Annotated in this window: 14 protein-coding genes; 11 read left to right on the forward strand and 3 right to left on the reverse strand. The window is 38.1% G+C overall.

Annotated elements, in window-relative coordinates; genetic code table 11:
* Position 1: 1 nt before the first annotated feature.
* The 6 genes from A5816_RS05145 (at position 2) to A5816_RS05170 (ending at position 5,303) form a co-directional block, all read left to right on the forward strand.
* The gene (locus tag A5816_RS05145) at positions 2-1,453 is read left to right on the forward strand and encodes an amidase (RefSeq protein ID WP_086310884.1); all 1,452 of its coding nucleotides are present in this window, start codon (positions 2-4) and stop codon (positions 1,451-1,453) included.
* A 21-nt stretch (positions 1,454-1,474) separates the two neighbouring features.
* Entirely contained in the window at positions 1,475-2,311 is an 837-nt protein-coding gene (locus A5816_RS05150) for a transporter substrate-binding domain-containing protein (protein ID WP_086310885.1), read from the forward strand.
* Positions 2,311-2,970: an amino acid ABC transporter permease gene (locus tag A5816_RS05155; RefSeq protein ID WP_086310886.1), complete on the forward strand. Its 660-nt coding sequence runs from the start codon at positions 2,311-2,313 to the stop codon at positions 2,968-2,970. The genes A5816_RS05150 and A5816_RS05155 overlap by 1 nt, the downstream gene beginning before the upstream one ends.
* Positions 2,971-3,093: 123 nt before the next feature.
* On the forward strand, positions 3,094-3,783 hold the full coding sequence (locus A5816_RS05160; protein ID WP_002290743.1) for a hypothetical protein: 690 nt from the start codon (positions 3,094-3,096) through the stop codon (positions 3,781-3,783).
* Positions 3,784-3,788: 5 nt separating this feature from the next.
* Positions 3,789-4,784, forward strand: a complete 996-nt coding sequence (locus A5816_RS05165; RefSeq protein WP_086310887.1) for a sce7725 family protein — start codon at positions 3,789-3,791, stop codon at positions 4,782-4,784.
* 6 nt (positions 4,785-4,790) lie between these two features.
* Positions 4,791-5,303 (forward strand): GNAT family N-acetyltransferase, encoded by a 513-nt coding sequence (locus A5816_RS05170; RefSeq protein ID WP_086310888.1) that lies wholly within the window; start codon positions 4,791-4,793, stop codon positions 5,301-5,303.
* Between the two features lie 195 nt (positions 5,304-5,498).
* On the opposite strand, the gene A5816_RS05175 is transcribed toward A5816_RS05170, so the two are convergent.
* The 3 genes from A5816_RS05175 to A5816_RS05185 all read right to left on the reverse strand — a co-directional run bounded on the left by A5816_RS05175 (position 5,499) and on the right by A5816_RS05185 (position 9,220).
* Positions 5,499-6,056, reverse strand: coding sequence for a guanylate kinase (locus A5816_RS05175; RefSeq protein ID WP_025478286.1), 558 nt, complete (start codon positions 6,054-6,056; stop codon positions 5,499-5,501).
* An 87-nt stretch (positions 6,057-6,143) separates the two neighbouring features.
* A complete protein-coding gene (locus tag A5816_RS05180) occupies positions 6,144-7,325 on the reverse strand; it encodes a NupC/NupG family nucleoside CNT transporter (RefSeq protein WP_002314996.1) in 1,182 nt (393 codons plus the stop codon).
* A 386-nt stretch (positions 7,326-7,711) separates the two neighbouring features.
* Positions 7,712-9,220, reverse strand: coding sequence for a DUF1846 domain-containing protein (locus A5816_RS05185; protein WP_086310889.1), 1,509 nt, complete (start codon positions 9,218-9,220; stop codon positions 7,712-7,714).
* Positions 9,221-9,378: 158 nt separating this feature from the next.
* Here A5816_RS05185 and A5816_RS05190 point away from each other — a divergent pair, with 158 nt between their 5' ends.
* From A5816_RS05190 to A5816_RS05210, 5 genes are all read left to right on the forward strand, one after another.
* Positions 9,379-9,570, forward strand: coding sequence for a hypothetical protein (locus A5816_RS05190; RefSeq protein ID WP_002290760.1), 192 nt, complete (start codon positions 9,379-9,381; stop codon positions 9,568-9,570).
* A gap of 213 nt (positions 9,571-9,783) precedes the next feature.
* Positions 9,784-10,701, forward strand: a complete 918-nt coding sequence (locus A5816_RS05195) for a hypothetical protein (RefSeq protein ID WP_002345109.1) — start codon at positions 9,784-9,786, stop codon at positions 10,699-10,701.
* Positions 10,694-11,767, forward strand: a complete 1,074-nt coding sequence (locus tag A5816_RS05200; protein ID WP_025478284.1) for a hypothetical protein — start codon at positions 10,694-10,696, stop codon at positions 11,765-11,767. Before A5816_RS05195 ends, A5816_RS05200 begins: the two co-directional genes overlap by 8 nt.
* Before the next feature lie 147 nt (positions 11,768-11,914).
* A complete protein-coding gene (locus A5816_RS05205; RefSeq protein ID WP_002290764.1) occupies positions 11,915-12,433 on the forward strand; it encodes a hypothetical protein in 519 nt (172 codons plus the stop codon).
* Positions 12,414-12,806 (forward strand): DUF4430 domain-containing protein, encoded by a 393-nt coding sequence (locus A5816_RS05210; RefSeq protein ID WP_002400223.1) that lies wholly within the window; start codon positions 12,414-12,416, stop codon positions 12,804-12,806. The genes A5816_RS05205 and A5816_RS05210 overlap by 20 nt, the downstream gene beginning before the upstream one ends.
* The last annotated feature ends 11 nt before the right edge of the window (positions 12,807-12,817 follow it).

The raw sequence follows: 12,817 nt of genomic DNA on the forward strand, positions 1-12,817 counted from the left end.
TATGAAAGATGCAACAGAATTAGCGAAAGGACTTAAAGAAAAAGAATTTAGTTTTCAAGAATTAGCTGATGATGTACAGAAAAAAATAAAGAAACAAAATCATGAATTGAATGCGTTTGTTGCACTTGAACCATTCGAGAATAGTTCCACTGAACGATTGATTCCCCAGTCGGAAAAAGGACCATTGGCAGGTATTCCATTCCCTTTAAAAATGCTCGGTCAAGAAAAAAAGGGATGGCTTGCTACTTCAGGATCTCGTTTATTTGAAATACATCGAGCTTCTCATACATCCAATTATGTACAGCAAGCAGAAGCGATAGGGCTAGTTCCTTTTGGACAAACCAATGCGCCAGAGTTTGGTTTCAAAAATATTACAGACCCCGTCATCTATGGACCAGCAAGAAACCCCTGGAACCTTGAATGTACACCGGGCGGATCAAGTGGAGGCGCTGCTGCTGCAGTTTCAGCGGGAATCGTTCCTTTAGCTGGCGCTAGTGATGGTGGTGGTTCTATTAGAATACCCGCTTCGTTTTGCGGATTGATTGGGCTGAAACCTTCGCGAGGGACGATGCCAGTTGGTCCATATGCTTGGCGAGGATGGCAAGGAGCTGCTATTGATTTCGGTTTGACGGTTTCTATGAGAGACACGGAAGCTTTATTTTATGGAATGAGAAGCATCCACACCGGTGCGCCATATCAAGTATCGCCAGTTGAGTGGCAAACACATCCAAGAAAAAAACGTTTGAAGATAGCTTTTTGTGTTGATTCACCGATCCACTCACAGATTAGTGAAGAGGCAGTACTTGCTGTAAAAAAAGCTGTAGATTTCCTTGAAAAAGAAGGACATGATTTGACGGAGATTCCTTACCCACTAGATGGTCGTAAATTGATCACGTCTTATTATCAGATGAATGGCGCAGAGACAGCAGCAATGATCCACTCGATTGAAACAGGCATCCAGCGAACTGTCAGAAAAGAAGAACTTGAGCCGATCTCTTGGACTTTGTTCCAATATGGTCAGAAACTTTCTGCCGCTACTTACATTGATTCTCTGCATGTATGGGATGAAGCAGCAATTGTCATGGAAAACTTGCATCATGAATATGATTTATTCCTTTCACCAACGACTGCATTTACTGCCCCTAAAATCAGCAAAGATTTGCAAAGTGATACGATAAGAGCACAGATGGAACACATCCATGATTGTTCTGAAGTACAAGCTTTAGAAGTTGTTTCTTCTATGTTTGAGGAGAGCTTGAAGATCACACCTTATACACAATTGGCTAATCTGACTGGACAACCAGCAATCAGCTTGCCTACTCATTTGACAAAAGAAAACATGCCTCTCGGAATTCAATTTATGTCCGCCAGAGGAAGAGAAGATTTGCTGCTTCAAATCGGCTATCTATTTGAAGCAAGTCACCAGTTCCATTTACCAAATCCATGGAAATAGCAGAAACAAGGAGAAGAAAAAATGAAGAAAAAAAGATTGTTTGCTCTAATAACTAGTGCCTTTTTTATTTTAAGCGCTTGCGGTACAGCTGCCGCTAACCAAGAAGATCACAGCTGGAGTAGTGTGGAAAAAAAGAAAGAATTGGTAGTAGCAACTTCTGGCACACTATTTCCCGCTTCTTATTATAATGATCAAAATGAATTAGTTGGTTATGACGTAGACTTGGCGAAAGAGGTAGCCAAACGTTTAAATGTCAAAATCTCCTTTAAAGAATACAATGTGGATGGACAAATCACTTCTGTTTCAAAAGGAGAATCAGATTTTGCTGCGAACGATTTTGGTATCACAAAAGAAAGAGAAAAAAAATTCTCCCTTTCAGAGCCTTTCAAATATTCATTTGACAGTATGATCGTACGAAAAAAAGATGATTCAGGAATCCACTCACTTGATGATCTTAAAGGAAAAAAAGCAGCTGGCGAACCCAATACTAGCTATATGCGTTTAGCGGAAAAACACGGAGCTAAATTAGTCACTTACGATAACGCCACGAATGATCAATATTTAAGCGATGTAGCAAACGGTCGAACAGACGTTATTCTAAATGATTATTATTTGCAGAAAATGGCCGTATCTGCTTTACCAGAGATCCCCGTAAAAATCTTGGAGAACGTTTATTTCAATGAAAACGAAAGTGGTTTTTTATTGAAAGAAGGAAATGATGCTCTTAAAAAGAAAATCGATGGCGTATTAAAAGAGATGAAAGAAGATGGGACGACAAAGAAAATATCTGAAAAATATTTTCAAACTGATGTTTCAGTCAAACCGAAAGAAACGATGACTGAGTCGGTGAGTGATTGATGTACTTTCCTCTCATTGATTTTTCCCTCATGTGGACTTCACTTCCTTTTGTCATGCAAGGCTTGGTATACACATTAGGGATTGGCTTCGTGTCGTTTCTTTTAGGAAACTTGGTAGGGTTGCTTTTGACAGTTTTAGGTCTGTTGGATTGGCTACCTTTGAATGTATTTATCCGTTTTTATTTATCGTTCTTCAGAGGCATTCCCGCACTAGTCCTGCTGTTCTTGCTATATTTCGGGTTACCTTATCAATTAAGTGCCTTAACGGCTTCAGTCATCTGCTTCACGATTACCAGCAGTGCATTTATTGGTGAAATCTATCGAGGATCACTGGCAGGCGTTTCTTCAGGTCAGTGGGACGCTGGTTTAGCTTCCGGTTTTTCTTTCTTTGGGGTTTTGAAATATATCGTTTTACCGCAAGCCTTTCGAATCTCGATACCGGCACTCAGTAACGTAGCTATGGATTTAGTGAAAGGTACTTCGTTAGCGGCAACGATCACAGTGCCAGAAATATTTCAAAAAGCAAAGATCATAGGTGGTCGGACATTCGATTATTTTTCTCTCTATATTTTAGTTGCACTGATTTATTGGATCATTTGTATCGGGATCGAAAAAGTGCAACAGTATTTAGAAAAACGTTCCGTCCATCAGTCAATCTGAAAAATAGAAATGGTGCTAGCGTGGCAAGCATCATTTCTATTTTTGTTTCTTGTGTATTCTGTCTAGTATTTTAAAATCATTTCATGTAAAATGTAAGACGAAAATATGTTCGGAGGTAAAAACATGAAAACCCCGCTAACCATCGAAATAGAATCCTCATTATACCAATATTGCATCGAGCAAGGCGGCTTAGTCGTAGAAGAAGTCACGATGCCTGATGACCAAGGAATTGTAGATACGCTTAGCTGCTTGACAAAATTTGATGGAAGCCGAGAATGGCGATGCTATGAGCTGAAAGTGACAAAAGCAGATTTTCGTTCTACAGCCAAACTGTCATTTGTCGGGCATTATAATTATTTTGTTTTACCAAGTAAACTATATGAAGAAGTGAAAACAGAGATCCCTACAGGAATAGGTGTACTAGTGTATCGCCCGTACACGATCGAAGAAGAAATGCCTGCATCTGGTACATTTATGATTGCGAAAAAAGCAGCAAAGAAGGAGCTTGCTGTACCGGAAGAAGCTTTGACAAACCGTTTTATGGCTTCTTTATTCAGAGAAGTAAGAAAAGCAAAGCAAATGGAGCGAGGCGTAAAATATTTTCCAACAGATCAATTGTACAAAGAATTGAAAAGACGTTCAGAAAACCAAGATCCATTTTCTAACGAACGATATTATGAACGGTTTTTAGAGGAAATAGCTAGTCAGGCAATCAATGAGTTGCAAGAAGAAGTTGCTGCGCTTCAACATGATTATGAATACTTAAGGCAGCAACAGCAGATCCGTCGGTTGCCCACAGAGCCATTGGAGTGAAAAATATGTACTATCCTTATTTAAGAGGAAAACAATTTGACCTATTAGCATTAAAAGAAGCATTGTCGCGAGGATTGCTCTCCAATAAAATCCATCCGGTGATCGAACCAGTACGTGATTCCGCTACGCTTAAAAACGTGATCGAATTATTTCAAAAAAAGCACCATCCAATCGCTGTGATCCAAAATCCCCAAGTAGGACAATTCAAATTATTCGATCAGCATGTGCACAGTTGGACAGTCAAGAAAAATAGCTCTGTCGTCTCTGCACAGATTTTAACGCCAGAAAATCTTAACGGCGTACTGAATTCCCCTCCAACGTTTCTGATTTTCGATGGACAACACTACCCAAAAGACGCAGAGGTATGGAAACAGCTGGCAGGAGTCGATTCGAAATTCTTGATACCAGATGCTAGTCGCTTTCGCATCTGGCTGCCCGAAAATAAAATTGTGATCCGTGACTCTTTTCAAACGAGAAAGCATGTTGAAAGCTATGCAGATAAAACAGATGACTTTTTTAGTGATGACTATCTTTTTTTCCACGAAGATGGATATAGTGGATTTTCTGATTTCACGATCGAAGGCAGCCGTTATTTCGATAAAGGGTTTCCTAGCCGAGCGCTTGCTATCCATCTAACGTATATCGATGCTTACGGTAATATCCGCGTAAAGCATTTTGTCTCTGACAGTAATGATTCCGCTAAAGATCAAGCATTGAAGTTTCTTGAAGCAGGAGATAAAATGAAAAAATGGATCATACGTCACCATCATCAGCTCTTGATTACTTCAGGAATGATTGAATTACTGGCTCTGTACCAGCAACAAAAATTCCCAGGACTCGGAGTATTGAAAAAATGGTCGCTAATGCATCATTTGGAACTTATCAGTCAACTACTGGATCATCCAAAAAATTGGCTTAGAAGTTATTCAAAAGTTCCTGAACTGTATGAAGTGATCCAAAAATTAGAGAATATAAATGAAAAAGAAACAGAAAAGAGGTAACTGGATGTGTATATTCGGCTAACAAGAAAAGAAGAAGTAGAAGAAGTGGTAAAAATTATTGATGCTGCAGCGGAATTTATTGCTTCGCAAGGCTCTCCCCAATGGCAGAACGGGCAGAAACCAACAAAAGAAACGATTTTGAACGATATTGAAAGAAAAGAAAGCTATGTATTAATAGTCGAAGATCAAATTGCTGGAACAGCTGCATTAGTCTCAGGCGTGGATCCCGTTTACACAAAAATAGATGGTAGTTGGAAAGAATCAACTGGTCCTTATTTATCGATTCATCGTGTTGCTTTAGCAGAAAGTACTCGAGGGAAAAAACTAGCAAAACCGTTCTTAGAACATTTGTTGACGATTGCAGCCAGCAAAGATATCCAAGATGTCCGCATCGATACTTATCCAGCTAATGAACCGATGGAAAAGACCATCTATTCTGCTGGATTCGCTTATCAAGGGATGATTGAATTCGCTTTTGAACATGGTGAAAGAAAAGCGTATCAAAAAATAATCAATTGAGTATAAAAGCATCTTCATAAGAATGAAGACTTAATAATACGGAAAAACAACCAGCTGATCGCTAAGAGGGTGTGATAGAGGGGAGGGGAGCTTCGAGAAATAATTTCCGAAGAAGCTACTTCTGAAACACCGTTCATCGAGAGGTCGTGACATCACTTTTGTCGCGGCCTCTCAGCTTATCTTATGGATATTTAGTTAATCTGTTTCTATCAATAATCCTTTTTTTATTTTATCTGCTGCTTCTTGGAACGCTCCATCGTTTGACACGACTAAAAGTGTGGGAATAGTTGCCAACCGTTCCAGTTGAGCTAAGTCTTCTGCATAAACTGCCATTCTGGCCGAAATCTGTTCGGGTGAATCTCCGCGCTTTTTCAGGCGCGATTGTAATGTTTTTTTAGAAATCGTAATAAAGATTGGACGGACTACCGTGCCAAAATATTCGTATAAATGCCAAAAACCATTTGCCGTCAAAACGGCATAACAATTTCCTTCCTTCAATTTTTTGGTAATCTCTGCTTTGCTGGAACCATATTTATGTTGAGCATATTGATCCCACTCTGCAAACTCGTCTCGCTTGATCATCTGATTAAATGTATCGTCAGAAACAAAATAATAATCCTCTTGATCTTTTTCTCCAGGTCTTGGTGATCGATTCGTGTAAGTAATGATCTTTTGTTCCGGCTGAAAAACAGCTTCTGCGAGTGAAGTTTTCCCAGAACCAGAAGGACCGATAAACACATAGCAATAATTCATCATCATTTCTCCTTTGATATTTGAGCAACTGAAAAAGCTTTGGAAATATTTCCAAAGCTTTTGAAAGCAACGTTGCTTTTTTGTTTATTATACCAGTAATCCAGTCACAATAGCACTTAAAAAGCTGACTAAAGTCGCTGTTAACAAGATCTTCAACCCATGTTTTGCAACAAGATTTCCTTTTTCTTCGTTTAACCCCTTCATCGCACCGGAAATGATCCCGATAGAAGAGAAGTTGGCAAATGAAACAAGGAAAACAGATATGATCGCTGTTGTGCGTTCAGTAAAATGGAAATGACCGTTAGCTAATTCTGTCATAGCAACAAATTCATTTGTAACCAATTTAGTCGCCATGATACTACCAGCATCCACTGCTTCTTTCCATGGGATTCCACTGATGAAGGCAAGAGGGGCAAAGATATAACCTAAGATCTCTTGGAAAGTAATACCGAATATCCCATGAAAGATAGCATTGATCATAGCAATCAAGGCAACGAATCCGATAAGCATAGCAGCAACCGTGATTGCCACATGGAAACCATCAAGAATGTATTCTCCCAACATTTGGAAAAAGGTCTGTTCTTTGTTTTCTTCAATAATTAGTTCGTCTTCTTTTTCTTCTAATACATAGGGATTCACAATCGAAGCCAGAATATATCCGCCAAATAAATTCAAAACAAGGGCAGTAATCACATATTTAGAATCGATTAGTGCCATATAAGATCCAACGATTGACATAGACACGGTAGACATAGCCGAGACACTCATGGTGAATAAACGTTTCTCAGATAAGAAAGGTAATTCCTTCTTTATGGAAATAAATACTTCCGATTGCCCTAAAATAGCAGAAGCTACTCCATTGTAGGATTCTAATTTGCCCATTCCGTTGATTTTACTTAACCCAAGACCAACGGCTTTCATAAACAATGGAAGAATTTTGATGTAACGTAAAATCCCGATAATAGCAGAAATAAATACGATTGGCATCAATACGGAAAGAAAGAAAGGTGCACTTCCTTTATTTGCTACACCGGCAAAAACAAAGTCAACACCCTGCCCAGCAAAAGCAAGAAGATGATCAAACATTTTTGCCAATACAGAAACAACCGCTGTACCAAAAGTTGTACGTAATAATACGAAACCAAGAACAAGCTGTAAAACGAACATCACAATTAGTGGTTTCAATTTGATTGCTTTTTTGTTGCTGCTGATCAAAAAAGCAAGTCCTAATGTGACAAATAAACCAATAATACCTAATAAATAACTCAAATAATCACTCCTATTCCAAATTCCGTTTTATTTTACCTGTTTTGTAAATAAAATACTAATCTTTAGTGAAATTTTCATTACTTTTTTAGAGTAAAACGCATTCATTTTCCATTAGAATACAAAGCAACCAAAATAAATTGAAAAAACAGATAAAAGACGCTAAAAAAACTGATGTTCCTTTGTTTTTTCGTATTTCAAATAGAGAGGGAAAGCAAGTTAAAGTATGAGAAATAAAATTTATCACACTCTTGTTTTTTCTTTCAAACTGAATATCCCTCAAGAAGGGACAAGAAGTGTATCCACTTAGTGATGGTTATAAAAAAACGAAACTATTGTTTAAGCTAATGCTAATAGTTTCGTTTTCAACCTTTATAAGTGAATTATTTCTATTGGTAGTATAGATTTTCTGAAGGGTAGACAGGTGCGCAAGTAATATCGATTCCTAGTTTTTTCAATGTTTGTTCATCATTTTTATTGACCATCACAGTGGAGTGGGCTTGTGCTCCCTCAAGTTCAGCTAGTTTATCATAAGCAACTTGAGCGATTGGATTCGTTACTGCACTGATTGATAAAGCGATCAAGACTTCATTGATGCTTAGTGCATCCATAGAGGAATGAAGTGTCTTTGACTTCAATCCTTGTATTGTTTCAAGAACTAATGGTGATAATAAAGGAATGTCATCTGCAATATGCGCTAAATGTTTTACTGCATTTAAGATGACTGCCGCTGACGCATCCATCAATGAGCTTGTACGTCCGGTAATAATGACTTCGTCTGGTAATTCGATGGCAATCACAGCAGAAGGATCTTTTGTAGGACTTTGTGCTTGAATCTTATCTGCATAATCATGGGCAGGAACGACAACGTTTCGGTCTTCAGGGCGTAATCCGACTTCTTCCATAATCAGTTTGATTCGATTAACTGCTTCTTCGTCAATCAATCCTTTTTTGAAGTCACACTCTGTTTGGAAATAGCGGCGGATGATTTCTTGTTTAGAAGCTTCTTGGACAACCGCATCATCCACGATACCAAATCCTACACGATTCACACCCATGTCAGTAGGAGATTGATAAACAGATTCTTTACCAGTAATTTTTTCAATAATACGTTTGATTACAGGGAAGGTTTCAACATCTCGATTATAGTTTACAGCTACTTTATTGTAGGCGTCAAAGTGGAAGGAATCGATCATATTGACATCCTTCAAATCGACTGTGGCTGCTTCATAGGCAATGTTCAATGGATGTTTCAACGGAACGTTCCATACTGGAAAAGTTTCGAACTTGGAGTAACCAGCTGCATGTCCTTTTTGGCTTTCATGATACAGTTGGTTCAAACAAGTAGCGAGTTTGCCGCTTCCTGGTCCAGGAGCTGTCACTACAACGATTGGTTTAGTTGTTTCAATGTATTCGTTTTTCCCAAACCCATCTTCTGAAACGATTTTTTCTACGTTGACCGGATAGTCTTCGATTGCTGAATGTTTATAGACTTTGATATTTCGTCTTTCTAATTTATTGATAAAGACTTTCGTGGCAGGCTGGCCGCTATAGCGAGTGATAACGACACTGTTGATCAATAATCCATAACCGCGTAATTCATCAATCAGCCGCAAGATATCCATATCATAAGTAATCCCATAATCACCGCGGATCTTATTACGTTCAATGTCTCCGGCATAGACACAAATCAGTATTTCAGCTTGATCTTTCAATTTTTGTAGCAATTTGATTTTCGCATCTTCTTCAAATCCTGGAAGTACACGTTTCGCATGTTTGTCATCCACTAGCTTTCCACCAAATTCCAAATATAATTTATCATAGTGGTTCACTCGTTCCAAAATATACGCGGACTGCTCTTCAATATATTTATCTGAATCAAAACCAATTTTTTTCACTGGGTTCCCTCCTTAAGTACTAAAGCATTTTTTCATTTTTTTTTGGATTCGTCAACTGGAAGAGCAAAATTCCTCAAAAAAACAAAGAAAATGGTTTAAACCAACTTGTCTAGATAGTTATTCATTGGTATGATAGTTTTTGATAAGGAAGGTGCTACATGAAAAAAAGACAGAAAAAGAAAAACGCATATAAACACTATATCCGTTCGATTTTTACCGGTTATGAAAAAATGCTTGAAGATCCCGAATTAGAACAATTGACGTTTACTTATTTAAACGAAGAAACGCAACTAACTCGTGATGACCATCAGCGCATTCATTTCACAACAAGAGATCTGCCTAGTAAATAAAAGAATATGATAAAAGTCATTGTATTCGATTCTGTCCTATCAGATGAATCAGATATCAAAGACTAGTTGATCGAAAAAAAGGCTGTGCCAAATTTTGGTGCAGCCTGTTTTATGGAGCATTGCCCGCTCTTTTTTATAACAATTTTTTACAGAAAATGGTACTATTGAAGTATTAATAAGTGAAAATCAGATGAGTAAGAGGAGGCAAGTAGTATGAAAGAGCCAGATACAAACACAAATTACGAGCAAGGCGAACTAGAGGAGACGAGCACGAATCAGGATACAGCAAAAGAATCGTCTTCTTTTTATGATATCAAAGAAAAAGCAAGCATGAATCTTTCCCAATTATTAGAAGATTTACAGGCTTTTGAAAAAGCTGTCCGCGAAGAAGATATTCCTGAGATCTACCGTTTGTACAACGGCCGATTGAATGAAGAATTAAAACGAAGCTCAAATGAAAATCACGAGATTGACCAATTGCTGATGCGTAAGATCCATGATCGTTTTTTGCAAGAATTTCCTTTTATGGAACAAGTAGAAAGCATCTCACCAACGATGAGCTATTACAAAATCGGCACTTATTACCATGATCGCCCTACAATTGGTATCGATGCAAGTCTGCCAGAAATTTTTGTTTTGCCTAAGATCGATGAAGAGTGGGAGAAATATTCCCAACCGGAGACAACGGACTATGACAAAAAAATCAATGAGCTAGACGCAAAGGTGATCACAGCTCAGACAGAGATCGAACGTTTAGACGAACAGATAAAAGAAATCAATCGGCAGATGACTGATTTGGATGATAATAAAGGATTCTTGAATCGTAAGAAAATCGAGGAAGAAATTCAAGAATTAGAGAAGAAGAAGCAAGTGCTATCTAATGAAAAATTAGGCTGGCTTCCTTATATCGAGACACCTGAAACAATCCAGCAGCAAAAAGAAGCATTGAAACAAGAAGCAAGAGCGGACCAGCTTCGCGCAGCCATCGTAGAAAAAGAGCAACGGCAAATCAGTCGCTATTTCGGTAGCAAAGAGGGATTTGGTCAAGCAATCCATGAATTCTTGATGAATTATCTTGGTAATGAAAATCCTAATAATCAATCTAATGAAGGAGGTTCCGAGTATGAATGAACACGATGAAGCAGAATGGACAAAAAATGAAGCACAGACAGAAGATCATGAAGAAACGAACACTTCATTAGAGGAACAAACAAGTAATCCACTGGAGGACACAGAAAAAGTCCCTATGCCAGAAGAAACAAAAATCCATGAAAAAGAAAAAGTAACTCCGACGAATACGGATACTTCAGAAAACACCCGTGCTTATGAAGTATCAGAAAATCCCGGGTATTTAGAAGGAAAAGAGCAAGATCATCAAGATATCGTCAGTTTGATTGAAACAGCGGAAGCAGAATTAGCGGATTTACGTATGAGAAAATATTTGATGGAATCAGATTTTCCCGAATTATTAGAATCATATGACCGCTTTATATTGAATGAAGAACCGATCTCAACGATTGGAAAGACAAGTCTGATCGAATACTTCACGTATGAATTACTGAAACCGTTGAATGATATTGGTCTGGAACGATCAAATTCAGCTTATGACACATGGAAAACAAGACATTTCTCTATCAATTATACGTTGAATGGACAAAACGAATTAGTCTTTTCCTTTGTATTACCGACCATCGATCAACGATACCAAGTGGAATCGATGAGTCTTCTAAATGTATCACCAGAGACGATGGAAATCGATGTCCAGGATGATCGAGTGCTTTCTTTGATCCGATACTGGTCAGTTGATCGAGTATTCTCAGCAGGACAGATCACGATCTTTAATCACAAATTGAATCAATTATTAGCCCACGCTAGAACACTTGGTTTTACAGTTAATCAGACACTACTAGACAATACGAAGCCACTTCGTTTGAACCTTCAGAGCGAATTTGAATTGACGAATGAAGTATTGGATGATATTTTTATCGTGGCGATGAAAAATCCATCCTATGATATGGAAAAGATCAACGAAACTACTTATCAAGTACGATTAGATAAAGGACAGTCTTTAACGATAGCAATAAACGAAAAAGATCAAACGGTCTTGTCGATCTCATCTGGAGATTACCCACGATCCGTCATTGATTTCTTTATCAATTACGAATTCTTGGTTCCGTTAATGGTGAGAAAGTCCTGATTGGATAAGTTGGATTACCAGAGGTCATTCAGATAATTCTGTTCCAAAGGACTTGCGGCAGTTATCCAGAATAATTGTCACAAGTCTTTTCTGTATGTACTGAATGAACGTGAATCATCTGCTGGTGAAGGAGGAGTTACATCAAGAATGTCCACAAATAAAATCGCCCAGCTTAGCTTATTGTCTGCTGCTTGTGTAGCAGGTAGGATCGCTTTTCAATTTATTCCGAATTTCCAGCCAATGACTGCTATTTTTTTGTTTATTGTCCTTTACTTAAGCTTGAAAGATGCGCTAATTGTCATGAGTCTTTCTATCGCAATCAGCAGTTTTTATTTTGGTGTGGGTCCATGGGTCTTCGGTCAGTGGCTCAGCTATACCGTCGTTCTGGCGTTGTTTTCAATTTTCTGCTCGAGAAGAACAATTCGAAGGAATCTCTGGTTAAAAGGAACCTGCTTTTTTCTAGCAGGTATAGTTTATGGAATAGGGATGACTGTTTTCGATACGCTGCTCTATCATTTACCTCAACCTTGGGTTTATTACCTTCAAGGGGTGTCGTTTGATCTGATGCACAGTATAGGTAATGTTGTGTTCTTCCTTGTTTTTCTGCCAGTCGTCAAACGTTTTTACAATCATTCAGGAGGAAAAAATGAAAAAAATAATTTATAGTCTGCTTGCAATGAGTGTCAGTGTACTCATGTTGACAAGTTGTAGTACAACTAACACACCATCGACTTCCAACCAAAAGGAGGAAGTAAAAACATCGCAAAAAGCAACGATCACGTTACAAGAAAATGGTCAAAACTTTTTGAAAAAAGAAGTGACTTTCAAAAAAGGAGAAACTTTACTGACTATTTTGAAACAAAATTTTGAAGTCGAGGAAAATGATGGCTTCATCACTTCGCTTGAAGGGCGTTCTCAGGATGAAAAGAATCAAACCTATTGGATGTTTACTGTGGATGGGAAAAGTGCTACTACTGGGGCAAAAGAGATCGAATTGAACAATGGACAATCGGTCATTTTCAATTTATCTAAATTATAAGTTTCATAAAA

The organism is Enterococcus sp. 3G1_DIV0629, assembly GCF_002141285.1.
Lineage (GTDB): Bacteria > Bacillota > Bacilli > Lactobacillales > Enterococcaceae > Enterococcus_B > Enterococcus_B lactis.

Coding starts and splice junctions, on each gene's coding strand:
- A5816_RS05210 (WP_002400223.1), top strand. CDS start 12,414: ATGAAAAAAATAATTTATAGTCTGCTTGCAATGAGTGTCAGTGTACTC.
- A5816_RS05195 (WP_002345109.1), top strand. CDS start 9,784: ATGAAAGAGCCAGATACAAACACAAATTACGAGCAAGGCGAACTAGAG.
- A5816_RS05160 (WP_002290743.1), top strand. CDS start 3,094: ATGAAAACCCCGCTAACCATCGAAATAGAATCCTCATTATACCAATAT.
- A5816_RS05200 (WP_025478284.1), top strand. CDS start 10,694: ATGAATGAACACGATGAAGCAGAATGGACAAAAAATGAAGCACAGACA.
- A5816_RS05205 (WP_002290764.1), top strand. CDS start 11,915: ATGTCCACAAATAAAATCGCCCAGCTTAGCTTATTGTCTGCTGCTTGT.
- A5816_RS05190 (WP_002290760.1), top strand. CDS start 9,379: ATGAAAAAAAGACAGAAAAAGAAAAACGCATATAAACACTATATCCGT.
- A5816_RS05145 (WP_086310884.1), top strand. CDS start 2: ATGAAAGATGCAACAGAATTAGCGAAAGGACTTAAAGAAAAAGAATTT.
- A5816_RS05175 (WP_025478286.1), bottom strand. CDS start 6,056: ATGAATTATTGCTATGTGTTTATCGGTCCTTCTGGTTCTGGGAAAACT.
- A5816_RS05165 (WP_086310887.1), top strand. CDS start 3,789: ATGTACTATCCTTATTTAAGAGGAAAACAATTTGACCTATTAGCATTA.
- A5816_RS05150 (WP_086310885.1), top strand. CDS start 1,475: ATGAAGAAAAAAAGATTGTTTGCTCTAATAACTAGTGCCTTTTTTATT.
- A5816_RS05155 (WP_086310886.1), top strand. CDS start 2,311: ATGTACTTTCCTCTCATTGATTTTTCCCTCATGTGGACTTCACTTCCT.